We start from the raw sequence: 24,076 nt of genomic DNA on the forward strand, positions 1-24,076 counted from the left end.
ATGATGCTGTGCGCCTTTCGGAGGGATTGAACAAAACGTTAGGCTTGTTCGCTCTCTTCCTCGCCGCTCTTTGTCGTATTCACCCCTACCGACTCGGCAAGCAGTTCAGCAACGTCGCGCAGGGCGAGTTGGTCTTCCAGCCCCATCACTTTGCTTCCGGAGTCGAACATGATCATGCAGAAGGGGCACGCCGACGCCACCGTGTTGGGGTTGACGGCGAGCGCATCTTCCAGGCGAATTTGCTCGATGCGCTTGTTGTTGTGCGTCTCCATCCAGACGCCGGCGCCGCCACCGCCACAGCAAAGCCCGCGTTCGCGGCTACGCTCCATCTCGCGCAATTCGACGCCCGGAATGCTGGCAAGGATTTCACGCGGCGCGTCGAAAATGCCGTTGTAGCGCCCCAGGTAGCAGGAATCGTGGAATGTGATGGTTTCGTTGAGCGGTTTTTCCGGTTTGAGCCGCCCTTCCTTGACCAAATCAGCGAGGAGCTGGCTGTGGTGGATGACTTCAAAGTCGCCCCCAAAGTCTTTGTATTCGTTGCCCATGGTGTTGAAGCAGTGTGGGCAAATGGTGATGATTTTCTTGAAGCGGAACTTTTTGAGCGTGCCGATGGTCTGTTCCGCCATCATCTGGTAGAGGTATTCGTTCCCCATGCGGCGCGCCGGGTCGCCGTTGCAGCTTTCGCGCGACCCCAGCACAGCAAAACTGACACCCGCTTTTTGCAACAGTTGGACGGTAGCGCGGGCGATTTTCTGGTTGCGGTTGTCGTAACTGGCGGCGCACCCCACCCAGAAGAGGTAATCCACTTCGGTCTCTTCCTCGATTTCGGGCACGTCAAGCCCTTCCGCCCACTTCATGCGGTCGCTGGGTGCATACCCCCACGGGTTGCCGGTGCGTTCCAGGTTGCGCAACGCAGTGCTCACGGTGTCAGGCATGCGCCCTTCGGTCATCACCAGGTAGCGGCGCATATCAACGATGGCGTCCACATGGTTGATGAAGACGGGGCATTCGTACACACACGCGCGGCACGTCGTGCACGCCCACAACGTCTCATCGCGAATCACCTCGCCAACCAGCGCCGCCCCCGGCTGAACAGTCGGGTTGGTGTAGCCGTTGGCAAACCCACCAATCGCGGAGTAGGGCATGCCGCCTTCGGCGAGCATTTGGTTGCGAATATCCATGACCAGATGCTTGGGGTTGAGCGCCGTGCCGCTATTCCAGGCGGGGCATGCCATCTGGCAGCGGCCACACTCGGTACAGGCGTCGAATTGCAACAGTTGCGTCCAGGTGAAATCAGCGAGCGCGCCCACGCCCCACGACTCGGCTTCTTCCATGTTGGGGATGGGGCGCAAGGCTTGCGGGCGATCGTCGGCGCGGGTGAAGATGGTGTTGAGCGGGCTTGTGAAAATGTGCGCGATGGGGGTGTAGGGCAAAATTCCCCAGAAGACTGCCACCAGCACCGAGTGGGTCATCCAGGTGGCAAGGTGCAAATGGCGCAATGCGGTTTCACTCAGGTTGAAAGCGCCCAATACCGCGCCAAAGACATATCCCACAGGCGACCAGGACGCCCAAGCCGGCGCCATAACCTGCAAGCGAATACCTTCAATAATGAAGCCGGTGAAGTTGATGAGGAAGAGCGAGACCAGGAAAACCGACCAGCCCCACTCATAACTAAGGCGCACCGAACCGTCAATGTAGCGCCGCTTGATCGCCATGCCCAACCCAACAAAGAAGAGCAAACCAAAAATGTCGAGGGTCACTTCGTAGAAGCGGTAGAGCCAGCCTTCCAGCAATTTAGCGTGCAGGAAGTGCTCGGCGATGTCGGCGTCAATGGTAGCGAGCACCGTCCCCAAGAAGAGCACCACAAACGACCAGAACATGAGGGCGTGCATGAGCCCGGGTTTGGTTTGGCGGGCAAGGCGCATTTGCCCCACTGCGCCGACAAGGAAATTCCAGAGCCGACGCGGCCAATTGTTCAAGCGTGGGTCGGGTTTCCCCTGGAAGTAGAGGCGAAAGCGGCGATACAAGCCGTAAATCAACGCCAAAACCCCCATGGCTTGTGAGGCATACATGAAAATCGCCGCCCACGTGGGAATGTTCCAAAGCGTTACGCGCACAGGTTCTTGCATCGTTGCCCCCTCAAAAATGTGTTGCCCTTTTGTGTGAAGAAGAACGAAGATGCTCCCATGATACACTCAAACGCCAAACCGACAAGAGACAACCAAACGCCCGTTGGGTTTTAGAGCATGCCGCAAAACGGGAAAGGCGGCGTATAGCCCACCAGCCACCACCACGATTGGCAGCCAATCGGCGCAATCAGGCGGGCGAGCAAGCCTGTTCCTGTAAAGCGGTCTATCAGAATGAGGGCGAAGAAGAGCCCCAGCAAGTAGAGTTCGATGCGTGCACTGAAAAAGAACCACCAATCGGGTAAAAAAGCGGCCAAAATACGCGCGCCGTCCAGCGGGCCAAAAGGAATGAGGTTGAAGACGGCGAGCGTCATGTTGAGCCAGAAGAACCAGGCGGCGAATTCCCCCCACGAAACAAGCAAAGGCCCAACCCGCATGGGCGTGTACGGCAGGAGTTTCAAATGCAGGGGCACAGCCACCAGCAACGCTAGCGCGAAATTGACCACCGGACCCGCCAACGCCACCAGCCCCATGCCCACCTTGGGCGAAAGCCGCTTGAAGCGGAACGGGTCCACCGGCACCGGTTTGCCCCACCCCAAGCCAACCGTCAACAGGAGCAGCGTCCCGATGGGGGAAAGGTGCGCCAGGGGGTTGAGCGTGAGCCGCCCCTGTTCTTTGGCGGTGGGGTCGCCCAACAGGTAGGCGACAAAGGCATGTGCTGTTTCATGCAAGGTGAAACTGACAAGAAAAGCGGTGAGCAAGTACAACAACAGTTCAGGGGCTTCCAAGCCAATCAGCAACATGTCAAGACTCCCTCGCCTCGTCGTCCACGTGGGCGCGCCCATGCCACCAATCGCGCAAGCGGCGCATGCGGTACGCGGCTTCGTCGGCATGGATGGGATACGTTGGCGCGGCACGCTCTTGCAAACGTGCCGCCACAACCGCCAGCGCATACGCCTGCGGTGGATGCAGGACAACGCCAGGCGCCGCGGGGTTGACCCAGCGGTACGCCAGGATTTCGCTCCGCTGAACGCGCACATCGCGCCCATTCACGCGGCAGAGCACCACAATCTCGATGCGCGCGCCGTCCCCGTCGGCGTAGAGCACATCCTCGATGACCGCGTCCAACCCCGTTTCTTCGCGCACTTCGCGCAAGATGGCGGTGAAAGGCGATTCGCCGCGCGCCAGCCAGCCGCCGGGCAATCCCCACGGGTGCCGCCCGTGGAAGCGGTGTTTGAGCAGAAGCACCTCGTTGGCTTCGTTCAGGCAGACGGCGCTGACGCCGACAATGAACTTGCCCGTCGCCAGCCAAATCAGCCAGCGCCGCAACGTGTCGGGGATATGCTTCCAAAATGGATAGAGCAGGTCTTGCCATGCAATCTGTTTCATGCGGCGGATTGTACCCCAAATTGCCAATCGCGCGACCCACAGCCCCTTGCTTTGGGCACGTTTCGTGCTATCGTCTCGCGCGGATGCAATCAAAGGAGGTGCAAGCAGAAATGGCACAGGCTGAAACAACATGGACACTGCAAACACGCCGGCGCACATGGCGCGAATACGCCCTGTTGGTGCTCAAAGGCATGCTCATGGGGTCCGCCGACGTGGTGCCCGGCGTCTCAGGCGGCACGATGGCGTTCATCCTCGGCATTTATGAGGAACTGGTGCTCAGCATTCGCGCGGCGGCACGCCCCCCATTTTGGCGCGCGTTGCTTCGTGGGCGTCTGCGTGAGGCGCTGGAAGCGGTGAACGCCCCCTTCCTGATCGCCGTCGGCAGTGGGATTGGGCTGGCGGTGTTGTCGCTGGCGCGCATTCTGGAATGGCTGTTGGAAAACAAGCCCGTTTATGTGTGGAGTTTCTTCTTCGGGCTGGTGCTGGCGTCGGTGGTCACGGTGAGCAGTCGCGTGCGCCGCTGGACGCCCACGCTGGGCGTGTTGCTGGTGGCGGGGGCGCTCTTTGCCTACTGGCTGGTGGGGGCGGTCCCCTTGCAGACGCCCAACGATTGGTGGTTCCTGATTTTGAGCGGGGCGCTTGCCATTTGCGCCATGATTTTGCCGGGCATTTCAGGGGCGTTCATTCTGGTGTTGCTGGGCAAATACCAATACGTCCTTAGCGCGGTCAACAACCGCGACATTGTGACGATTGGGCTGGTGGGGCTGGGCGCCGCCATTGGGATTGTGTCGTTTGCGCAAATTCTGGGCTGGCTTTTCAAACGCTACCACGATGCCACGGTGGCTGTGCTCATCGGGCTGATGGTAGGGAGTTTGCGCAAAATCTGGCCGTGGAAGGAAACGGTGGAATACATTACCGGCTCGCATGGGGAGATCATTCCCACGGTGCAGCGCAACATTGTGCCGCCCTTGACGGTGAACGGGGGCGTCAACGGTGAGGTGGTGGTTGCCGTGGTGTTGGCGTTGCTGGGGTTTGGAGCGGTGGTCTTTATCGAGCGCTACCTGGCAGGCGAGGAAACCTCAACGCGCACGGACGCGTAGCCAGGCGACGATTTCCCACACGAGGAGCGCAAACGTCAAAGCGATGGTGCTCCATTTGGCGGCGGTAAACAGCGCCGCCAGCCAGGCAAGCCCCCCCAGCGGGTTGGGATACGCCAGCGCCAGGATGGAGAGTGTGAGATTTTCCAGCACGTCGAACAACGCGCCACTCCACGCGAGGAGTGGCGCGTTTGCATGTCGCCCTGTGCGCGCCGTCAACGCCGAGAGAAGCCCGCCCAGCAACAACGCATAGACCAGCGGATACACCAGGTCAGCGGTGAAGTGCCCGACGACAAACGCCCACCGCCCCGCCGTATCGGTCGCCCCGAAGGCGGCTTGCACATCGTCAGGGGTGTACCAGAACCGCAAATCAAGCGTGGGGATGGCGGAGACGCTGGCGCGCGGCAAGACCACAAGCACCATGAGCCAGTAGAGCCCAAACAGCACCAACAAGGCGCGGCGTTCGCCCGCGCGCGCTGAAAGCCGCAGCACCCAAGCACGCACGGCGCTCATTCTCCCACAACCTGTACCACAATCTCGCGGCGACGGGGGCGGTTATCGAAATCCACGAAAATGATTTGCTGCCATGTGCCCAACCGCAAACGCCCGCCGATGAGCGGCACGCTCAAACTGGGACCCAACAGCGCCGCGCGCACGTGGCTATGCCCGTTGCCGTCGCCCCAGCGCAGGTTGTGGCGATAGTCGCGGTTTTGGGGCACCAGTTCTTCAAACGTGCGTTTCAAGTCGGCAATGGCGCCGCTTTCGTATTCAAGGGTGGTGATGCCACTGGTTGAACTGGGCGAGAAGATGCAGACGATGCCGTTGCTGATGCCACTCTGGGCAACAAGGTCGGCAACGGCGTCGGTGATATCGTGAATATCGGTATCGCCTTTTGTTTGCAGGTGCAGTGTACCGGTGAACGTCATTGGCTTCCTCCGCTTGTTTCTTCAACATCGGCATACACCCCGCGATACGCAGGCGGCAACAAAACCGCTAAGCGCCGCATAATCACATCGGTGGCTTCGGCGAGTTGCTGGCGCTTGGGACGCGCACGGTCGTATTCGAGGGTAAAAACGGGACCAAAGCGCACGTGGTATGTTGGGCGGCGCAGGTGCAACAGGTCTTGCGGGATGCGTTCCTGCCCCCAGACGCCCACCGGCAAGATGGGCGCGCCACTCTGCAACGCGAGGTACGCCGCCCCTTCGCGCCCACGTTGCAAGCCCCCCGTTTTACTGCGCGTGCCTTCGGGCGCCAGCCCCAAGATGCCCCCCGCGCGCAACACCTGCAAGGCGGCTTTGATCGCGTGGCGGTCAACTTCGCCGCGGTGCACGAAAATCACGTCCATGGTGCGCATAAGCCAGCCCAGCGGGTTGAGGGGATGCGCAAATTCGGCTTTGGCAAGCACCGCGATAGGTCCAATCTGAAGCGTCGCCGCCACCAAAGGCGCTTCAAACGCGCTGATGTGATTGACCACAATCAGCAAAGGGCCGCCCAGCGGCACATGTTCGACGCCGTGCACATGCCAGTTTCCCAGGCGAAACAAGAGGCGCAACACCCCCCGAATTTGCCAGTAGAGATTGATGCGCTTCATGGCGTCGCTTCGTCCTCGCGGTCTTCGGGAATGTTGCGGAAAATGGCTTCGAGAATGAGGTCGCGCTGACGCCGCAGGATTTCTTCCATAAGCAATTCGCCAATGTGCTCGGCGTCCGTCAGTTCAAGGCGGGCGCGGCGCTCTTCTTCGTCGAGTGCGACCCAGCGCTCCACCAGGTCGCGCAAGAGGGTGTCGAGGGCTTCGCGCCCAGCGCCAATTTGGAAGAGTTCTTCAAAAGCACGCAAGAGCAGCGCGTAGAGGTCTTCATCGCGCAAATAGCCCGCCGCATAGAGCAAAACGGGGTATTCCACCCCCAGCGGTCCCGCCATTTCGCGCAAAATGGGCGGCGATGGGGGGTTGCGCTGCCCGCTTTCGATTTGGGAGATGTAGGCGCTGGAAATGCCCGCTTCTTCGGCGAGGGCTTCTTGCGAAATGCCCGCCCGTTCGCGCAACGTTTTGAGGTAAAGTCCGAACATGGTCGTCCTCAATGTGTTGAAGGTTGTTTCACTGTTTCCTGCTCGTGCCACCCACTGCCGCGATTATCCACAAGCACCGCGACAATCGCAAGCAACAACGCCACCTGCACATACATGCCATGCACATAAAGGTTGTCGAAAAAGTTGTGGGCGCTCAGATGCACAAACGCCCCCAGCGCGCCAATCGCCATACCGCGCCACAGCCCCGTGGTCTGCCGCACGGCGCGCCAGGCAAGCCAGAGCGCCGCCGCCCAAAAGAGCAGATAGGCGCTCAGCCCCACCAATCCCGTTTCGGCGGCAACATTCAGGTAGATGTTGTGGGCATGCCCCAGCGGGTCATCCCACGGGGGGAGTTTGTACATGGGGTAGCGGGCGGCGTAGTTGCCAATCCCGCCCCCCAGCCAGGGAAAATCGGCGAACATGCCCACAGCGGCATACCAGTGCGCCAGGCGTTCCACAATGGCAAAGGTGCGGTCGTTCACCTCAATGGCGCGCACGTCAACCAGCCCAACGTAGGGCAAAAAGTCGGTCAGGCGTTCGCGGATTGGTAGCGGCACATACGCCCACCCGCCAAGCGCCAAAAAGAGCGCCCCGGCAACGCCCGCCAACAGGGTGCCCACAAACGCCCGGCGGCTGAGCAACATGCTGACCACCAGCACCGCCGCCGCCGCCCCAATCCACGCCCCGCGCGACAGACTGAAAAAGAGCGCCAACACCATGAGCGCCCCTGTGAGGGCGGCATAGCCCAGCACGACCGAGCGTACCAGAAGCGGAACGCCGTCATCGCGTTGGGGGAGTGCGCCCAACCCCGCCAGCAGAAGCCCATACGCCAGCGGCAAGGTCAAGCCGAGATAGCCCGCGTAGGGGTTGGGTTGTGCAAATGTGCCATAGGCGCGCAACCAGAGCCGCCCCGCCAGCGGGAAGAGAAAGCCCGGCGGTCCAACGCGGAAAACCGACTGGTAGATGCCCTGCGCCGCCGCCAGTGCGCCCGCCGTCAGCAACGCCAGCACGATGATGAGCAGGTCGCGCCGCCGCAATTCATGCCACGCAATCGTGTACAGCGCCGCGACTTCCAGCCATTTGACGAGTTCCTTTGCCGCCGCGCTGAGCGAAAAAGCGTTGACCAGCGACAACAACATGCTCCCCAGCAACAGCGCCAGCGGCAGACTCAGCGGGGGCGCGCGCACGATGATTTCGCGCCGCGCCAGCCCACGCGCCAACCACGCCGCGATGAAAAGCGCCAGCAAGGCTTCCAACCCACCCACCGTTGCCGGACCAACACGCACTTCGCGCAGGGGGAAGGGGACGAGGAAGGGGAGCGCGTAGAGCGCCCAGACGGGGCGCACCAACACCACCAGCGTGAAGCCCACCCCGCCGAGCAGGACGACGGCGGTGCTCAGCGGGAAGGTTGCCAGCACGTAGGCGGTTCCCAACAGCGCCGCCGCGCCGAGCACTCTTTCCAGGGATATGTTTGCCAGCCAAACGCGCTTCATCATTATTCACCGGCAACAGGTTGAGCGAGTTGCTGTTGCAACGCCGCCGCTTCCAACTCTCGACGACGCGGCATGAACAACGCACACGCCGCCCCCGCCAGCGCCACCAGCGCCAGCCATTCCAGCGCCGCATGCAAGCCGATGATGTCCGCCAGGCGTCCCGTCAGATATCCGCCCGCCGAACCGGCGCTGAACATGAAGCCCAACACCAGCCCCGACGCCAGCGCCATGCGGTTGGGCAACATGCTCTGCGCCATGAGCACCAGAATGCTGTGCGACGCCCCCAACAACAATCCCGCCATGCCCACCAGCACCGGCACAAGCGGGTGTGTGAGCGGCAATTGCAGATACACCCACAAAGGCAGGGCGCTCAACGCCAGGGAGAGCACCATCGTCCATTTTGCCGACCAGCGGTCGGCGAGGTAGCCGCCCAACACGCCGCCAATCGCCGCGCCTGCCATGAGAAACGAGAGCGTAAACCCGTATCGATCGGGGGAAATGCCCGCGTCGCCCATGAGTTTGGGCAAGAAGGTTTGCGTTGCCGCTTGGGGCCACATGCGGAACACCAGCAACAAGACGAATGCCGCCATCACAGGCCAGGCAAGGCGCAACGCCGACGTTGTTGCTGTCCGCTTGCGCGTCGCCGCCGCCGCGTCCGTATGCCGTGGCACAACCACGCGCCAAATCCAGAAACCGACGAGCAGCGCCGGCGCCCCCAACACCAACAACGTTGCGGAAAGCCCCACTTGCTTGAGCAACACCCCCGCCACCAAAGGACCACCCGCTAGCCCCAACTGCCCAAATAGGAAGAACAGGCTCGTCCCACTCGCCGCCATGTCTCCCGACGCCAGCCGCGCATTCATGGTGGCTTGCGGGTGGTACGCCGCCGACCCCAACCCGACCAGCAAGAGCACAACAAACGCCGCTTGTGGAGAAAGCAAGGCGGCGATGAGGTAAAAGCCCGCCATCCACCAGAGCCCGCCAGCCGCCAGCCAGCGGCTGCCCCAGCGGTCAGCAACGTAGCCAAACAATGGTTGGGTAAGCGAACCGCCGAACGAATAGACGAGCGCCGCCAAGCCCAATTGCTCGTTGCGCAATCCCAGTTGAATGGCAAGCGTTGCCAAAATGATGGGAATGGCGCTGTTGAGAACATCCACCATCATGTGCCCGATGGAAATCGCCAAAAAAAGCCGGTTTCGCAAAATATCACGCATTATTCACGCTCCGACGAACCATTTGCCAACGCCATTATCGCCAATCGTCCCCCCAGCAGGCGCACAACAAGGGACGACAGCAGAAATTTTATGTTGAGCGGAAACGGTACCCGCCACGGCGCAATCGGTTTGAACCCACACTGCGCATAAAACGGCACGAGCGAAGCGCCGCATTCCAGAAAGAGCGGCTTCGTTGCCCGCGCCGCCAAATGGCGCACCATCGCACGCCCCACGCCGCGCCCACGCCACGACGGTTCAACCACCAGGCTTCCCAGTTCTTGCGCACGCCAGAAGGGGCGCAACTGCCCACACGCAACGCATGTCCCGGTTTGCACATCTTCAGCCACGCAAAAATGGCGCCAATGCAGTTGGGTGGGGTCCAGCCGTTCACGCCGCACCATCGCGCGAATCACGGGCATATCGTCTGGTGTTGCGGCACGAACACGCACCCCTGGAACAAGCATGGTCGCCTCCGTTTTGTTGACGCCCATCATACACCTACCTGCGCCAAAATTGAAAGACCTGACGAGGCGTCCCCGTCAGGTCTTGTGTAGCGCCCTCATGTGCGGCTATTCCTCGTAAGCCGACGCCTTGCCCATCCGTTCCAGGTGCACCAGCAACACACTAATGTCAGCCGGATTGACACCATAGATACGCGCCGCCTGCCCAACAGTGCGCGGGCGGAAGCGGTCCAGTTTTTCGCGGGCTTCTTTGCGCAAGCCATGCAGTGAAAAGTAGTCAATATCATCAGGGATGATGCGGTCTTCCAGGCGGCGCATCCGTTCAACTTCCGCCAACTGCTTCTCAATGTAGCCCGCATATTTCGCCTGAATCTGGACTTGCTCGGCTTCGTCCTCGGTCAGCGGTTGCGGCGGCGGCGTCAATTTGGCGATCAAATCGTAGGTGGCTTCGGGGCGGCGCAAGAATTGCAACGCCTGCACGCCGTCATCAATCGGTTCAAACCCATGCGCCACCAGAATGTCGTTCACATCGCGCGGTTTGAGGAACGTGCGCTCCAAGCGCGCCAGTTCCTCGGCGACGCGATTGCGCTTGGCTTCCACCGCTTCGTACCGCTCACGCGAGACGAGACCGACACGGTAGCCGTGGTGCGTCAGGCGCAAATCGGCGTTGTCCTGGCGCAGCAGCAAGCGGAACTCGGCGCGCCCCGTCATCTGGCGGTAGGGTTCGGTGATTTCGCTGGTCACGAGGTCGTCAATCAGGACGCCGATATAGGCTTCATCGCGCCCAAGAATGAGCGGCGGTTTGCCTTGCACGTAGAGCGCGGCGTTGATGCCCGCGATAAGCCCCTGTGCGGCGGCTTCTTCATAGCCGGTGGTACCGTTGAGTTGTCCGGCATGGAAGAGCCCATCAACCAGTTTGGTTTCCAGGCTGGCTTTGAGTTGCATGGGCGGCACGTAATCATACTCGACAGCGTAGCCGATACGCATCAATTCGGCATGGCGCAAGGCGGGAATGGTGCGCACCATTGCCCACTGCACATCTTCGGGCAGGCTGGTGTTGCACCCTTGAATGTAAACTTCTCCCGTCAGCCATCCTTCGGGTTCAAGGAAAAGCCCATGCGCCTCTTTTTCGGCAAAGCGCACAATTTTATCTTCAATGCTGGGACAGTAGCGCGGTCCCACCCCCTCGATAACGCCGGTGAACATGGGCGCGCGGTCGAGGTTGGCGCGCACAATCTCGTGGAACTCAGGGTTGGTATAAACCAGATAGCAAGGCAATTGCGGCCGCCAGCGCATGGCTTCTTCCGCCTCAGGCGGGATGGGGTACACGGGGTTGGGCGGTCCCAAGCGTGTGATGATGTTTTCAGGCGGGAAAATGCCCGCATCGGGATAGGAGAACGAAAAGTAGAGCGGGCGCGTACTGCCCGGCTGCACCTTGGTTTTGCTGAAATCAATGGTGCGCGCGTCCACACGCGGCGGCGTGCCCGTCTTCAAACGCCCCAGTTGGAAACCGAGGCGGCGGTACGCGTCGCTCAGGCTGTGCGCCGCCCCTTCGCCGGCACGCCCGCCAGAGCGAATCACATCGCCCGTGATGAGACGCCCATGCAAAAACGTGCCCGTCGTCGCGACAACCGCGCCGGCTTCATACACACGCCCCAACGAGACCTTGACGCCCTTGATGCGTCCACCTTCCACAATCAAGTCATCCACGCGGTCCTGGCGCAAGTGCAAATTGGGGACGCGCTCCATTTCCATCTTCATGAGCCAGGAGTAGAGCCGCTTATCGGCTTGGGCGCGTAGCGCCTGCACGGCCGGCCCCTTGGACTCATTCAGCATGCGAATTTGAATGGCGCTGCGGTCAATCGCGCGCGCCATTTCGCCCCCCAGCGCGTCAATTTCACGCACGAGGTGGCCTTTGGCGGGGCCCCCAATGCTGGGGTTGCACGCCATGTAGGCGATTTGGTCCAGGTTCATGGTGAGCAACAAGGTTTTCATACCCATGCGGGCGGCTGCCAGTGCGGCCTCGCACCCGGCATGCCCACCACCAATCACAATCACGTCATAGTACATCTGCGCTTCTCCTGACTTCCTGCTTCTTCACATGCCAATAATGCGCTCACAGCGCACACATGGCGGGGATTTCGACGGAGCATTGTAGCACGGCTGAAACGAAGTTGAAAACGTTTGAAGAGAGATCAATTGTTTGCCGCCAAGAAATGTTTATACTCCCTTTCCACGACAAGTATGCAATCATCAGAGTCAAAGGAAGATGGCTTTGCACAACACAAAAGTATCCTCTCCATCACCCAATGTGGCAATGTGGGCGCGCACCTTGTTGACAACGTTGCTCCTCAGCCTGCTGACAGGGGGGCTACTCGGCTTTGTTGCCGTGCGCACCAATATCATTCTGGAAATTTTCATTATCGGCGCGGGGATACTCCTGGGGCTGGCATGTGCTATTGCATGGCCAAAGGAGATATCCGGGCGCGCCGCCTTTGCATTATTTGTCGTTTTCGGATGGATTTTGCTTTGGACGGCGAACATCATGTTGCGAACCGGCGGTTCTTTGGCGCTGGTCACGCCACCTCTGCTCCTGAAAGCCATGCCTCTCACGTTTCTTGACTTCATTTTTGAAGTCTACGCTGTCTTTGCGGCTTGCTGGGCATGGGACTTTTGGTTGCGGCGAAAAGGTCTTCGCCAGCCGTATCAACTGACAGAAAGCGAACGCCGGCAATACGATATTCTCCTCATGCAAATTCTCACCATTGGCATCATTGGGCTCGCGAGTATCATAACGCGCACATTTCCATCAATTGGGTTATTGAGCCTGTTGCTTATAGGTATGTTTGGCTTCTACCCACGCCACCGCGCCTTTCTTTTGGATTTTGCACCTATCCTGTTCATGCTTCTTAGTTATGACTCATTGCGCCTTTTTGCCGACGATTTGACCCCCAACGAATTGCATATTACCGACCTCATCGCTTGGGAACGCACACTTCTGGGTGGTCATATTGCTAACGTTGTCCTGCAAAACTGGCTGTGGGACCGTTCCTTTAGCCCGTTACTTGACAACATCGCATTGGCTTTTTATTACAGCCATTATATTCTCCCCATCATCCTCATGGTGATTGTCTGGCAACTCTACCCGCGTTTTTACTGGCCTTTGGTGGGCGGTATAGTCGTCCTGGCGTATATGGCTTTCATCACTTACATTCTTTTTCCTGCCGCGCCCCCCTGGTGGGCCGCCCATTTTGGGTATCTGGAAGGTGTCCGCGCTTTTCATTCCATTGACATCCTGCTGAATTCCCCCAACCCTGTTGCCGCGATGCCGTCACTCCATATGGCAATGCCTACCTATCTGGCGCTCTTTGGCACCATGCTCTGGCGAAAGCGAGGGCTTTGGCTTTGGATTTTTCCGCTCGGCGTTGCCTTCGCCACAATCTATCTTGGGCACCACTATGTCGTGGACTTGCTCGCCGGCATGGTGTACGCCTTCTTCGTCTTTGCAGGTGTGTATCTGTGGATACATCGCCATCGTCACCTCACAACCTGACAAATGTCCTGTGCACATTTTGACAAACGCGCCTTTGCCCCTCTCTTTCAGGGTGGTATAATGACCAACGGAAATACCCTGTAAGCAGAAAAAGGAGCGACACATGCCCAATCTAGGTGTGCCTGAACTACTGATTATCCTGGTCATCGTGGTGATTTTCTTCGGCGTCGGACGTTTGCCCGAACTGGGGGGGGCGCTGGGGCGCAGCATTCGCGAATTCCGCAAAGCCACTACGGAAGACGATACCCCCTCGACCGAAGAAAAAGAAGCCTGAGCCGTCTCCACCATTTTCACGAACCACAAACCATTTCACGATAAAATGGTTTGTGGTGTTGGCGTGAAAGGTCATCAAAAAGCCTGGCGAGTTGCGAATGACTTGCCAGGCTTTTGTTTGCCTGTTCTGTGTTGAAGCGGAGCGGGTGGGGGGTGGTGTTTGATCAAGCAAAGAGGTTTGCCTCTCACCATGCATACGCTATAATCCGTGTTTGGATTTTTGAGCCCAAAACTGCGTAGAGAAGGAGTAGACACCTTGAACATCGAACGCAAAGACCTGGAAAATGCACAGGTTGAATTGACCATCACTGTTGACGAGAAACGCGTCGAAGAAGCCAAAAAAGCCGCCGCCCGCAAACTGGCGCGCGAAGTAAAAATTCCCGGCTTCCGCCCAGGGAAAGCACCCTACCACATCGTCGTACAGCGGGTTGGCGAAGCCGCCGTGCTTGAAGAAGCACTGGAAACACTCGTCCCCAAAGTCGTCGAAGAAGCCATCGAGCAAGAAGGCATCGAACCGTGGAGTTATCGCTACATTGACCTCAACGTCGAAAGCCTTTCACCGCTCACCATCAAAGCCATCGTGCCGCTCCCGCCCAAAGTCGAATTGGGTGATTTGAGCAGCATCGAAATTGAGCAAGAAGACATCGAAGTCACCGAAGACGAAATTAACGCTGTGCTGGAAAACCTGCGCGAGCAGCGCGCCATGCTCATGCCCACCACCGGCCCCGCTGAATACGGCGACGTGGCGACGATTGACCTGGTGGGAACTTTGGTGAGCGGCGAAACCGTCCTCGAACTGAAAGGGCATGAAGTGGAATTGCAGCCCATGTTCGAGGAAGAGGAAGAAACTTCCGAAATCGCGGTGGCGGGCGAAGAAGAAAAGCCCCAGCCCAAGCCCGACATCATGCGCGAATTGAAGGGCATGGTCCTCAACCAGACCAAAGAATTCACGCTCACCTACCCTGAAGACTGGCCTGATGATCGCATCGCAGGGCGCACCGTCATGTACAAAGCGACCCTGCTGGATTTGAAGCGCCGCGTCCTTCCCGAACTGGATGACGAACTGGCGCAAGCCGTGGGCGACTTTGAAACCATTGAAGACCTGCGCAACCAGGTGCGCGAAAACCTCTACGAAGAAGCGCGTCAAGCGGCGCGTTCGCGGCTTGTGGAGCAAGTGCTCGACAAAGTGGCCGAAGTCAGCACCATCGTCTATCCGCCCGCCATGGTCGAAGCCGTCATTGACTCGCGGCTCCACGAACTGGAACACCAATTGCAGGTGTACGGGCTCAACCTCGAACAATACCTGCAACTGCTCAACAAGACGCTCGACGACCTGCGCGAAGAATACCGCGAAGCCGCCGAAAAAGACTTGCGCCGCGAACTCGTCCTGTACGAGTATGCCAAAGAACGCAATATCGAAATCGAACAGGACGAATATCAGAAAGAAGCCTCGATGGCGCTCACAAACCTGCTCCAAAGCGGCGCCGACCCCTCGGTTTTGCAAGATGAAAACCTGGCGCGTGAAATTGCCCGCGGGCTCTATCAGCGCAAAGCCCTGAACAAACTTGTCGCCGAAGTCACAGGGCAACCCGAAGAACCACTCTTCCCCAAAGAACTGGAAGAAGCCTGGGCGCGCGCCGAAGCAGAAGAAGCCGAAGGCGGCGAGGAAACCGAAGCCGATGAAGAAACCGCAAACGAAGCGGACGCCGAAAATGAAGCCGCCGAACAGCCCGAGGCCGAAGCAAGCGAAGACGAAACACCCGCTGAAAGCGACGCCTAACCGTCCATACGGCGGTCGAACCTGCCGCATGCACGCAAACGGAGCGCACAAGCGCTCCGTTTGCTTTGCCGGCGCCACACATTGCAACGTGTTTGTCTTCTGGTGCAAGAAGACCTACAATCAATCTGGTCTTGCCAACATCAACACGTACACGAAGGAACTATGAAGCCCAAAACACCACATCTGGACACAATCTTGAATGCGCTTGTTCCCATGGTCGTTGAATCAACCGGCCGTGGCGAACGCGCTTACGATATCTACTCGCTCTTGCTGCGCGAGCGTATCGTTTTCCTGGGCACGCCCATCAACGCCCAGGTCGCTAACCTGATTGTTGCCCAATTACTCTACCTGAACCGTGAAAACCCCGAACGCGAAATTCAACTCTACATCAACAGTCCGGGCGGCGAAATCTACAGCGGTCTCGCCATCATTGACACGATGAACCTGATTGACGCCCCCGTTTCCACCATTGCCGTGGGGCAAGCCGCCAGCATGGGCACAGTCATTCTGGCCGCGGGCGAAAAAGGCCGCCGCTACGCCCTGCCCAACGCCACCATCCACATGCACCAACCCCTCGGCGGCGCGCGTGGTCAAGCCAGCGACATCGCTATCCACGCCCAGGAAATCTTGCGCCTGCGTGAAAAACTCAACCGCTTCCTGGCGGAACGCACCGGGCAACCACTCGAACGTATCGAACAAGACACCAACCGCGACTTCTTCCTCTCCGCGGAAGAAGCCCGCGACTACGGATTGATTGACCAAGTTTTGCACATTGAGGAGGAGCGCACCGATGGCACCACGAAGTAAAAGCGGTCAAAGTTGCTCATTCTGCAACCGCGACCAAACCGAAGTCGGCCGCCTGATTGCCGGGCCGAACTCGGTTTACATTTGCGACGAATGCGTCGAACTTTGCCGTGAAATTCTCGAAGAGGAAACGCCGCCGCTGCGTTCGCGCCGCCCGGCGTTTGAGGTGGAACTGCAACGCCTGCTGCCGCCCAAGGAAATTGTGCGCCGTCTTGACCAATACGTTATCGGGCAAGATCGCGCCAAAAAGGTGCTGTCGGTGGCCGTGTACAACCACTACAAGCGCATCTATGCCTCGGTCATGCCCAACGATGACGGCGTCGAACTGCAAAAGTCGAACATTTTGCTCATCGGGCCTACCGGTTGCGGCAAAACCCTGTTGGCGCAAACCCTGGCGCGCATTCTCGATGTGCCCTTCTGCATCGCCGACGCCACCGCACTGACCGAAGCCGGCTACGTCGGTGAGGATGTCGAAAACATCTTGCTGCACCTCATCCAGGCCGCCGATTTCGACCTGGCGCGCGCCGAACGCGGCATCGTCTACATTGACGAGATTGACAAAATCGCGCGCAAATCGGGCGACAACCCCAGCATCACCCGCGACGTCAGCGGCGAAGGCGTGCAACAAGCACTCCTCAAAATCCTGGAAGGGACAATCGCCAATGTGCCGCCCCAAGGCGGGCGCAAACACCCCCACCAGGACTTCATCCAGATTGACACGACCAACATCCTCTTCATCGTTGGCGGGGCGTTCGACGGTCTGGAAGACATCATCGCCAAGCGCGTCAACACACGCGCCCAAATGGGCTTCCGTGTGCCCAACGCCGAAAGTCACCGCGAACTGGAAGGGCCTGAATTGTTGCAATACGTCATTGCCGACGACCTCGTCCACTACGGGCTTATTCCTGAATTTGTGGGGCGCTTGCCGGTGGTCACTAGTGTTGACCCGCTGGATGAAGAAACGCTGGTACGCATCCTCGTTGAACCCAAAAACGCCCTGGTGAAGCAGTACCAAAAACTCTTTGCCATGGACAACGTGGAACTCGTCTTCCATGAAGAAGCCCTGCGCGCCGCCGCCCGCAAAGCGCTCGAATATCGCACCGGCGCGCGTGCGTTGCGTACCGTCATCGAAAACGTCTTGCTCGACATCATGTATGAAATCCCGTCGCGCGGCGATATTGGGCGCATTGAAATTACGCCCGAAACAATCACCGAGGGTGCGCCCCCGTTGCTCTTCAATCGCTTGGGCGAACCCGTTTCACCCGAATTCGACCGCGCAGCGTAATGTGGTCTTGCTGAAGCCAACGCCCTCCAAACGGAGGGCGTTTTTCGTTTCCGCCACTCCCCAAGCCGCCTCCCTGTCCAGGTGGCGAGCCTGAACCCCCGTCGCGTGGCGAGTGTTTACACCCGCAAGGTGTGCTATCATGTAAGGCGCAAACCAACTTGAGAAAACACGTTGGAAAAGGGGGGAGCATGCGATATCTGCGATTAGCATGGGTGAGTAGCCTTCTCACGCTCTTGCTGCTTGCTTGTGGGCAAGAAACGTACCCGGTGGTGCGGCTCAGTGAAGCCACCGTCGAAGACGTGGTCGGTGCAGAAAACCCACAACCGCGTATGCCGCTGCGCGTGGCTATCGCCGCCGTTCTTTCGCCGGAAGCCACGTTTGAAACGTATCGCCCCCTGCTCGCCTACCTTTCCCAAGAACTCGATCGCCCCGTCGAACTGCTGCAACGCGGCACCTACGCCGAAGTGAACGAATTGGTGCGCACCGGGCAAGCCGACGTGGCGTTTGTGTGCGGCGGCGGCTACGTTGAAGGTGAACGCCTCGGCTACATGACCGTCCTGGCGGTGCCACAAGTGAACGCGCGCACCACGTACCAGGCAGTCATCATTGCCCGTGCAGACGCGCCCTATCAATCACTTGAAGACTTGCGCGGCACACGCTTCGCCTTCACAGACCCCCTCTCCAACAGCGGGCGCTTATACGTGCAGTATCGTCTCTGGGAAATGGGCGAAACCCCCGAAACGTTCTTCAAGCATGTGATTTTCACTTACGCACACGACAACTCGGTTCATGCGGTTGCCGAACACATTGTTGACGCCGCAAGCGTGGACTCGATCGTGCTGGAAACCATGTATGCGCAAGACCCCACCTTGCGCCAGCAGATTCGTGAAATTGAACGCTCGCCTAACTTTGGCATTCCCCCTGTGGTCGTCCACCCCAACCTGGACCCCGCCTTGCGGGACGCGTTGGAACAGGTGTTGCTCAACATGCACAACACGCCCGCAGGGCGCGCCGCCCTGCGCGCCATTGGCATTGAACGGTTTGTTCATGCACCGCCAAATTTGTATGATGATATTCGCCATATGGCGGCAACAGTACGCGGATGGACAGAAGCCAGAGGAAACGAACAATGAAATGGCGACGCTCGCCACGTGAATGGGTTCACTTCATTTGGAGCAGATTGCAAGCCCTGCCAATTCGCACCAAACTGGCCGGCATGGTCTGGCTGAGCACGTGTCTTTTTATCTTTGTCTTGACGGTCGAAATTCGCGCTATGACCGCCGCCAACCTCGAACGTGATTTGGAAGAACGCGGGATTGCCATTGCCCGCGCTCTGGCGGAAGACGCAACCGACTTACTCCTCACCCAAAACACCTTTGGCTTACACCAAAAAATCCGCACGACGCTTGAAACCAACCCCGACGTACGTTACGTCTTCATCCAGGACGCCAATGGGTTAGTACAAGCACACTCCTTCCCCAATCGTGTGCCGCCAAGTTTGCTTACGGTAAACCACCTGGAAGCCGGCCTTCCTCAACAGGTGCTTACCGTACAAAGTGAAGAAGGGCTGATAACCGACATCGCCGTTCCCATCCTCAACGGCGAACTGGGAACGGTGCGGCTGGGGATGAGCCACAACCGTATCCAACAGGAACTGGCACGTACAACCAACATCGTCGTTCTGCTCTCGTTGAGCGGCTTGGCCGCCGCATCGGTTGCCGTGTACGTCCTTGCCAGTATTTTGCTGACGCCTATTTCAAGGTTGGTTGACGCCACCGAACGCATGCGCGCCGGCGACCTCGACCAGCAAGTGCCTGTCCACTTTCCCGATGAAATCGGGCGCCTCACGACGGCGTTCAACCGCATGGCGCGCCAACTTGCCGCCGCCCGCCGCGATTTGGAACAACGCAACCGCCACCTGCAAGCCCTGAATGAATTTTCGCACTTGCTTTCCGCCCAAACCACGCTGGACGCCTTGCTGGAAACCGCCACACGCGAAGCCGCCCGCCTTCTGGGGTGCGAAAGCGCCTGGATTGTGCTGGCGCCTTCCGAAGACGCCCAAACCGCCCCCGGCATCCAGGCTGCGTGGGGTGTAAGCGACGCGTTCCGTGCGCATGAAATGCGCCCCCACGCCCAGCAGTGCCATTGTTTCGACGTACTCAGCGGGAAGGCGGATTGGCGGCATCCCGTCATGCGCCATGATTGCCCCCGCCTGCACCGCGCATTCGAGCAACGCACCAGCGAAATTGCGTTCGACCGTCATCTGAGCGTCCCCCTCGTCTCTCACGACCACCCGCTGGGCTTGCTCAACCTGGCGCTGCGCCCCACACAAACCTTTTCCGACGAACAGATTGCCCTTGCCGAAGCGCTTGGGCGTCAAATCGGCATTGCGCTGGACGCCGAATTACAGCGCCAGCGCGCCCTGCGCGAACTCGCCGAACGCGAAGCCCTGCGCGCACAACTTCTGGAACGTGTCCTTGCCGCCCAGGAAGAGGAACGCCGCCGCATCGCCCGCGAATTGCACGACGAAGCAGGGCAAGCGCTCACATCGCTCATGGTAGGGTTTGGCATCTTGCAACAAAACCTGGACGACCCCTACGCCGTTGCCGCCAACCTGGCAGACTTGAAACTCACGACCAACCGCATTCTCGAAAACCTTCACCGCCTGGCTATTGACCTGCGCCCCGCCAGTCTCGACCATGTGGGGCTGGTCGCCGCCTTGCGGCAATACGCCGACGTTTGCCGCCGCCAAAGCAACATCAGCATCGACTTTGAAGCCGTGGGGCTGGATGAACACCGGCGCTTTTCGCCCGAAGTCGAAACCGCTATCTATCGCATTGTTCAAGAAGCGCTGACAAACGCCATGCGGCACGCCCAAGCCACACATGTGGACATCATCCTCGAATGCCGCAATGGGCATCTCATTGCCATTGTAGAAGACGACGGCATTGGGTTCGACCCCACCACGATCAACACGCAAGAACGCCTGGGCGTGTTTGGCATGCGCGAACGCGCCGCCATGCTCGGCGGAACATTGACCATTGAAAGCCAGCCGGGCATAGGCACAACCATCCATGTGGAGGTTCCTTATGAACATTCGTATTCTCATCGCTGACGACCACGGCGTACTCCGCGCCGGCTTACGCGCCCTGCTGAATGCTGAAGAGGAAATCGAAGTGGTGGGTGAAGCCGCCGACGGTGTCGAAGCCGTGCGCCTGGTGGAAACACTGAAACCCGACATCGTCCTCATGGACATCAGCATGCCCGGCATGAACGGGCTGGAAGCCACACGCCTCATTCGGGAACGCGCTCCCGATACGCGCGTGCTCATTCTCAGCGTGCATGAAGATGAAACCTTGCTGCAAGAAGCCATTCGCGCCGGTGCAGCGGGCTACATCATCAAGCGCGCGGTGGAACTGGAATTGTTGAGCGCCATCCGCGCCGTCTGGCGTGGCGACATTTATGTTCACCCCTCGCTCACGGGCGCACTGTTGCGCGGGCTCAACCTTGGCGCATCCACATCCCCCCACGCGACCGATTCATCCATTGAGCGCTTGACCCCGCGCGAAAAAGAAGTCCTGCGGCTGATTGCTCTGGGCTACACCAACCAGCAAATTGCCGATGAATTGCACATCAGCGTGCGCACCGTCGAAACGCATCGCGCGAACATCACCAGCAAACTCGGCATGCGCAGCCGCGCCCGTCTGGTACGCTATGCCCGCGAGCATGGGCTGATTGATTAGCCCCCCTTCACCGCCCACCTCTTCCATCAGGTACCCCTCCACCTGTCCACCTGGCTAGGGGAAAAATCCGCACTTTTCCACGACCACAATCCGCATTTTTCACGCTACCGCCGGCCGGCGGTTTTTTCTACACTGGACTCTGCACGAAGACCCGCCGGCATTCCAAGCAACGGGGTATGCAAAGCAGGAGGGAAACCTGATGAGTGACCAAATGATACCCATCAACACCATTGACGTACAACCCGAAGACGTTTCGCCGGCGCCAGAAAACGAAGCGTTGGACGAAGAACGCCGCCGTTTTCTGGCCAAATTTTCCAGCGCCGTCTTTGCCGGGTTGATGGCGCCCGCCATCTTCAGCAAGGATTTTCCGAAATCGGCGGAAGTCCCGGTTCCGACCGAAACACCCCAAAAGTTCCCCACCAAGCCGTTGCGCAAACCCAACACCGACTATCTCGACCCCGAAGCCGGCGTCATTGACCGCATGTTGGTTGACTTGCGCCGTGCGCTTGAAAAACGCGAACGGGGCGAAAAAGTGCGCTTCGGCATGGCGGTGGACTTGCAAAAATGCACCGGCTGCCGCGCCTGTACAGTCGCGTGCAAAGCCGAAAACCAAACACCGCCGGAAGTCTCCTACAACGTCGTGCTCGAACAGGAAGTGGGGCAATTCCCCAATGTGCGCCGTGTCTTCATGTACAAGCCCTGCTTCCACTGTGAAAACCCGCCTTGCACGCCGGTTTGCCCGGTCGCGGCAACGTGGAAACGCGAAGAAGACGGCATCGTCGTCATTGACTACGATAAGTGCATCGGTTGCCGCTACTGCCTGACAGCCTGCCCCTATGGCGCACGCTTCATTGACCTGGGCAAAACCTACACCGACCCGCTCCAACCGTATGAACAAATGGCCTCGCCTGAGTACGGCGAAAACCGTGTGCGCGCAACCGGCAGTTCGCCTGTGGGCAACGCCCGCAAGTGCCACTTCTGCTTGCACCGCATCTATCAAGGCATGTTGCCGGCCTGCGCCGAAACCTGCATCGGGCGCGCCATTCACTTCGGCGACCTGGACGATCCCGAAAGCCTGGTGTCGGAACTCATCGCCAAACGTCCGTACATTCGCCTGAAAGAAGAATTGGGCACCGAACCAAATGTCTACTACTTGCTGTGAGCAAGGGCATAAAAGGGAGGCATGAATCATGGAAGGCCAACTCCGCTATCAAAGCCCGAACCGCTGGCTCACCCGCCTGGGCTGGGCAATCCTCTTCATCGTGACGGTCGTCGGTCTGGCGGCGGTCGTCATCCGTACCGTCGAAGGCCTGGGCGTTACCAACCTGAACTACATCGTCCCCTGGGGGCTCTGGGTTGCGTTCTACATTTACTTCATCGGGCTCTCAGCCGGGTCGTTCCTGCTCAGTACCGCCATCTACGTTTTCGGCTACAAGAAACTGGAACCTATCGGGCGGCTTGCCCTCTTTTCGGCGCTCATCGCCCTGATTGCCGGTCTCTTCTTCGTGTTGATTGACCTGGGGCACATGGAGCGCTTCTGGACCGTCTTTGTGAACCGCAACTGGTGGTCGGTTCTGGAAATCGAAATTCACTTCTACGTCCTCTACATCATCGTCATTCTGACCGAACTCTGGCTGCTCATGCGCCAGGATTTGATTCGCTGTGCGCAAAATGAAAGCGGCTGGCGCGCCACCATCTGCGGCTGGCTGACCCTGGGAAGCCGCGACCTTTCCGAAGCCTCTGCTCAGCGTGACCGCCGCTGGATGAAGATTTTGGGCATCTTCGGTATTCCGATTGCGATTGGCGTCCACGGTGGTACAGGGGCGCTCTTCGCCGTGGTGAAAGCCCGCCCCATGTGGTACGGGCCGCTCTTCCCCATCGTCTTCATCATCTCGGCGCTGGCATCCGGCGCGGCGTTGCTCACCTTCTTGCTGGCCTTCTTTGTGGGTCGCGCCCTTGATAAAGCCCAGCGCGATGACCTGGTGCTCACGTTGGGGAAAATCACGGCGGGCTTGCTCATTTTCGACTTGCTGCTCATCTGGTCCGAATTCTCGGTCGGCCTGTATGGCAACATCCCCGAAGACGTGGAAGTCCTGCGGCTGATTATGTTCGGTCCTTTCTGGTGGGTCTTCTGGCTGGTGCAAATTCTCTTCGGGGCGCTTGTGCCGCTCTTCTTCATCCTCTGGCCGCGCACCGGACGCGACCCACGCATGGTGGGGCTGGCGGGGTTGATGATTGTCATCGGCATCATCGGGGTGCGCCTGAACATCGTTATCCCCGCGCTCAACGTGCCGGTCATTCCCGGTTTCGACCGCGCCTACACCATGCTACCGGCGCCAACACAAACAACGCCGACGCTTTCGCCCGAACAGTTGAACCTGCTCACATGGCTGATCCTCATCGCCGCCGTCATCACAGTGGGGGTGATTGCCGCCCTGGCCTGGCTGCACCGTGAAGGTCGCCACGATCACCCCATGCGTGAAGGGCTGGTCGCGGGCGGCACCGCTGCGCTCTTCTTCCTCGTTCTGCTTGTGTTGGTGCGCTGGCTCGGTTCAAGCACAGCCCTGGGGCTTTCAACAGCCGACCTGACGCACACCCCGATTGGCGGCATTCTGGGACACAGCGAAATTCGCTCGTACTACGTTCCGACACTCAATGAATGGTTGAGCAGTCTGGGCTTGATTGGGCTCTCCATCTTCTTGGGTGTGCTGGGATACAAAATCCTGCCACTGGAAACCAGTGAAGGACACTAAATCGAATGGAGAAAGCGCAACCAAACGCGCATAAGGAG

22 protein-coding genes are annotated in these 24,076 nt (G+C 59.2%); 11 read left to right on the plus strand and 11 right to left on the minus strand.

Features of this window, described 5'->3' with window-relative positions:
* Positions 1 to 38 precede the first annotated feature (38 nt).
* The 3 genes from SE16_RS13895 to SE16_RS13905 form a co-directional block, all read right to left on the minus strand.
* Complete coding sequence (locus SE16_RS13895) at positions 39 to 2,129, minus strand: (Fe-S)-binding protein (RefSeq protein WP_054493818.1); 2,091 nt, start codon at positions 2,127 to 2,129, stop codon at positions 39 to 41.
* Positions 2,130 to 2,239: 110 nt separating this feature from the next.
* Complete coding sequence (locus SE16_RS13900; RefSeq protein ID WP_054493819.1) at positions 2,240 to 2,929, minus strand: site-2 protease family protein; 690 nt, start codon at positions 2,927 to 2,929, stop codon at positions 2,240 to 2,242.
* Between the two features lies 1 nt (position 2,930).
* Entirely contained in the window at positions 2,931 to 3,515 is a 585-nt protein-coding gene (locus SE16_RS13905; RefSeq protein WP_160317027.1) for an NUDIX domain-containing protein, read from the minus strand.
* A gap of 110 nt (positions 3,516 to 3,625) precedes the next feature.
* Here SE16_RS13905 and SE16_RS13910 point away from each other — a divergent pair, with 110 nt between their 5' ends.
* Positions 3,626 to 4,615 carry a DUF368 domain-containing protein gene (locus tag SE16_RS13910; RefSeq protein ID WP_054493821.1) on the plus strand — a complete coding sequence of 330 codons (990 nt, stop codon included), beginning with the start codon at positions 3,626 to 3,628 and terminating at the stop codon, positions 4,613 to 4,615.
* Here SE16_RS13910 and SE16_RS13915 read toward each other — a convergent pair.
* From SE16_RS13915 to SE16_RS13950, 8 genes are all read right to left on the minus strand, one after another.
* Complete coding sequence (locus SE16_RS13915) at positions 4,595 to 5,125, minus strand: hypothetical protein (protein WP_054493822.1); 531 nt, start codon at positions 5,123 to 5,125, stop codon at positions 4,595 to 4,597. The two genes, SE16_RS13910 and SE16_RS13915, sit on opposite strands and share 21 nt — an antisense overlap.
* Positions 5,122 to 5,538: a secondary thiamine-phosphate synthase enzyme YjbQ gene (locus SE16_RS13920; RefSeq protein ID WP_054493823.1), complete on the minus strand. Its 417-nt coding sequence runs from the start codon at positions 5,536 to 5,538 to the stop codon at positions 5,122 to 5,124. Before SE16_RS13920 ends, SE16_RS13915 begins: the two co-directional genes overlap by 4 nt.
* Positions 5,535 to 6,203, minus strand: a complete 669-nt coding sequence (locus SE16_RS13925) for a lysophospholipid acyltransferase family protein (RefSeq protein ID WP_054493824.1) — start codon at positions 6,201 to 6,203, stop codon at positions 5,535 to 5,537. Before SE16_RS13925 ends, SE16_RS13920 begins: the two co-directional genes overlap by 4 nt.
* On the minus strand, positions 6,200 to 6,679 hold the full coding sequence (locus SE16_RS13930; protein ID WP_054493825.1) for a helix-turn-helix domain-containing protein: 480 nt from the start codon (positions 6,677 to 6,679) through the stop codon (positions 6,200 to 6,202). Before SE16_RS13930 ends, SE16_RS13925 begins: the two co-directional genes overlap by 4 nt.
* Positions 6,680 to 6,687: 8 nt before the next feature.
* Positions 6,688 to 8,172, minus strand: a complete 1,485-nt coding sequence (locus SE16_RS13935; RefSeq protein WP_054493826.1) for an O-antigen ligase family protein — start codon at positions 8,170 to 8,172, stop codon at positions 6,688 to 6,690.
* A 2-nt stretch (positions 8,173 to 8,174) separates the two neighbouring features.
* The gene (locus SE16_RS13940) at positions 8,175 to 9,386 is read right to left on the minus strand and encodes an MFS transporter (RefSeq protein ID WP_054493827.1); all 1,212 of its coding nucleotides are present in this window, start codon (positions 9,384 to 9,386) and stop codon (positions 8,175 to 8,177) included.
* On the minus strand, positions 9,386 to 9,850 hold the full coding sequence (locus tag SE16_RS13945; protein ID WP_082374401.1) for a GNAT family N-acetyltransferase: 465 nt from the start codon (positions 9,848 to 9,850) through the stop codon (positions 9,386 to 9,388). The genes SE16_RS13940 and SE16_RS13945 overlap by 1 nt, the downstream gene beginning before the upstream one ends.
* A gap of 105 nt (positions 9,851 to 9,955) precedes the next feature.
* Positions 9,956 to 11,917: a tRNA uridine-5-carboxymethylaminomethyl modification enzyme MnmG/GidA gene (locus tag SE16_RS13950; protein ID WP_054493829.1), complete on the minus strand. Its 1,962-nt coding sequence runs from the start codon at positions 11,915 to 11,917 to the stop codon at positions 9,956 to 9,958.
* Between the two features lie 247 nt (positions 11,918 to 12,164).
* Here SE16_RS13950 and SE16_RS13955 point away from each other — a divergent pair, with 247 nt between their 5' ends.
* From SE16_RS13955 to nrfD, 10 genes are all read left to right on the plus strand, one after another.
* On the plus strand, positions 12,165 to 13,400 hold the full coding sequence (locus SE16_RS13955) for a phosphatase PAP2 family protein (RefSeq protein ID WP_054493830.1): 1,236 nt from the start codon (positions 12,165 to 12,167) through the stop codon (positions 13,398 to 13,400).
* A gap of 103 nt (positions 13,401 to 13,503) precedes the next feature.
* Complete coding sequence (gene tatA, locus SE16_RS13960; protein ID WP_060687757.1) at positions 13,504 to 13,674, plus strand: twin-arginine translocase TatA/TatE family subunit; 171 nt, start codon at positions 13,504 to 13,506, stop codon at positions 13,672 to 13,674.
* Positions 13,675 to 13,929: 255 nt separating this feature from the next.
* The gene (tig, locus tag SE16_RS13965; RefSeq protein ID WP_054493831.1) at positions 13,930 to 15,453 is read left to right on the plus strand and encodes a trigger factor; all 1,524 of its coding nucleotides are present in this window, start codon (positions 13,930 to 13,932) and stop codon (positions 15,451 to 15,453) included.
* A gap of 162 nt (positions 15,454 to 15,615) precedes the next feature.
* On the plus strand, positions 15,616 to 16,260 hold the full coding sequence (locus tag SE16_RS13970; protein WP_054493832.1) for an ATP-dependent Clp protease proteolytic subunit: 645 nt from the start codon (positions 15,616 to 15,618) through the stop codon (positions 16,258 to 16,260).
* Complete coding sequence (clpX, locus tag SE16_RS13975; RefSeq protein ID WP_054493833.1) at positions 16,244 to 17,542, plus strand: ATP-dependent Clp protease ATP-binding subunit ClpX; 1,299 nt, start codon at positions 16,244 to 16,246, stop codon at positions 17,540 to 17,542. Before SE16_RS13970 ends, clpX begins: the two co-directional genes overlap by 17 nt.
* Positions 17,543 to 17,730: 188 nt before the next feature.
* A complete protein-coding gene (locus SE16_RS13980) occupies positions 17,731 to 18,675 on the plus strand; it encodes a substrate-binding domain-containing protein (RefSeq protein ID WP_054493834.1) in 945 nt (314 codons plus the stop codon).
* Complete coding sequence (locus SE16_RS13985) at positions 18,672 to 20,657, plus strand: ATP-binding protein (protein WP_060687759.1); 1,986 nt, start codon at positions 18,672 to 18,674, stop codon at positions 20,655 to 20,657. Before SE16_RS13980 ends, SE16_RS13985 begins: the two co-directional genes overlap by 4 nt.
* Positions 20,632 to 21,285, plus strand: a complete 654-nt coding sequence (locus SE16_RS13990) for a response regulator (RefSeq protein WP_054493835.1) — start codon at positions 20,632 to 20,634, stop codon at positions 21,283 to 21,285. The genes SE16_RS13985 and SE16_RS13990 overlap by 26 nt, the downstream gene beginning before the upstream one ends.
* 199 nt (positions 21,286 to 21,484) lie before the next feature.
* Positions 21,485 to 22,447: a 4Fe-4S dicluster domain-containing protein gene (locus SE16_RS13995; protein ID WP_200907416.1), complete on the plus strand. Its 963-nt coding sequence runs from the start codon at positions 21,485 to 21,487 to the stop codon at positions 22,445 to 22,447.
* A 28-nt stretch (positions 22,448 to 22,475) separates the two neighbouring features.
* On the plus strand, positions 22,476 to 24,038 hold the full coding sequence (gene nrfD / locus SE16_RS14000) for an NrfD/PsrC family molybdoenzyme membrane anchor subunit (protein WP_054493836.1): 1,563 nt from the start codon (positions 22,476 to 22,478) through the stop codon (positions 24,036 to 24,038).
* The last annotated feature ends 38 nt before the right edge of the window (positions 24,039 to 24,076 follow it).

The organism is Ardenticatena maritima (genome assembly GCF_001306175.1).
GTDB classification, from domain to species: Bacteria; Chloroflexota; Anaerolineae; order Ardenticatenales; family Ardenticatenaceae; genus Ardenticatena; species Ardenticatena maritima.

Excerpts from the sequence above, each read along its gene's own strand:
- SE16_RS13895 (WP_054493818.1), bottom strand. The coding sequence starts at position 2,129 with ATGCAAGAACCTGTGCGCGTAACGCTTTGGAACATTCCCACGTGGGCG.
- SE16_RS13900 (WP_054493819.1), bottom strand. The coding sequence starts at position 2,929 with ATGTTGCTGATTGGCTTGGAAGCCCCTGAACTGTTGTTGTACTTGCTC.
- SE16_RS13905 (WP_160317027.1), bottom strand. The coding sequence starts at position 3,515 with ATGAAACAGATTGCATGGCAAGACCTGCTCTATCCATTTTGGAAGCAT.
- SE16_RS13910 (WP_054493821.1), top strand. The coding sequence starts at position 3,626 with ATGGCACAGGCTGAAACAACATGGACACTGCAAACACGCCGGCGCACA.
- SE16_RS13915 (WP_054493822.1), bottom strand. The coding sequence starts at position 5,125 with ATGAGCGCCGTGCGTGCTTGGGTGCTGCGGCTTTCAGCGCGCGCGGGC.
- SE16_RS13920 (WP_054493823.1), bottom strand. The coding sequence starts at position 5,538 with ATGACGTTCACCGGTACACTGCACCTGCAAACAAAAGGCGATACCGAT.
- SE16_RS13925 (WP_054493824.1), bottom strand. The coding sequence starts at position 6,203 with ATGAAGCGCATCAATCTCTACTGGCAAATTCGGGGGGTGTTGCGCCTC.
- SE16_RS13930 (WP_054493825.1), bottom strand. The coding sequence starts at position 6,679 with ATGTTCGGACTTTACCTCAAAACGTTGCGCGAACGGGCGGGCATTTCG.
- SE16_RS13935 (WP_054493826.1), bottom strand. The coding sequence starts at position 8,172 with ATGAAGCGCGTTTGGCTGGCAAACATATCCCTGGAAAGAGTGCTCGGC.
- SE16_RS13940 (WP_054493827.1), bottom strand. The coding sequence starts at position 9,386 with ATGCGTGATATTTTGCGAAACCGGCTTTTTTTGGCGATTTCCATCGGG.
- SE16_RS13945 (WP_082374401.1), bottom strand. The coding sequence starts at position 9,850 with ATGCTTGTTCCAGGGGTGCGTGTTCGTGCCGCAACACCAGACGATATG.
- SE16_RS13950 (WP_054493829.1), bottom strand. The coding sequence starts at position 11,917 with ATGTACTATGACGTGATTGTGATTGGTGGTGGGCATGCCGGGTGCGAG.
- SE16_RS13955 (WP_054493830.1), top strand. The coding sequence starts at position 12,165 with ATGTGGGCGCGCACCTTGTTGACAACGTTGCTCCTCAGCCTGCTGACA.
- tatA (WP_060687757.1), top strand. The coding sequence starts at position 13,504 with ATGCCCAATCTAGGTGTGCCTGAACTACTGATTATCCTGGTCATCGTG.
- SE16_RS13970 (WP_054493832.1), top strand. The coding sequence starts at position 15,616 with ATGAAGCCCAAAACACCACATCTGGACACAATCTTGAATGCGCTTGTT.
- clpX (WP_054493833.1), top strand. The coding sequence starts at position 16,244 with ATGGCACCACGAAGTAAAAGCGGTCAAAGTTGCTCATTCTGCAACCGC.
- SE16_RS13980 (WP_054493834.1), top strand. The coding sequence starts at position 17,731 with ATGCGATATCTGCGATTAGCATGGGTGAGTAGCCTTCTCACGCTCTTG.
- SE16_RS13985 (WP_060687759.1), top strand. The coding sequence starts at position 18,672 with ATGAAATGGCGACGCTCGCCACGTGAATGGGTTCACTTCATTTGGAGC.
- SE16_RS13990 (WP_054493835.1), top strand. The coding sequence starts at position 20,632 with ATGAACATTCGTATTCTCATCGCTGACGACCACGGCGTACTCCGCGCC.
- SE16_RS13995 (WP_200907416.1), top strand. The coding sequence starts at position 21,485 with ATGAGTGACCAAATGATACCCATCAACACCATTGACGTACAACCCGAA.
- nrfD (WP_054493836.1), top strand. The coding sequence starts at position 22,476 with ATGGAAGGCCAACTCCGCTATCAAAGCCCGAACCGCTGGCTCACCCGC.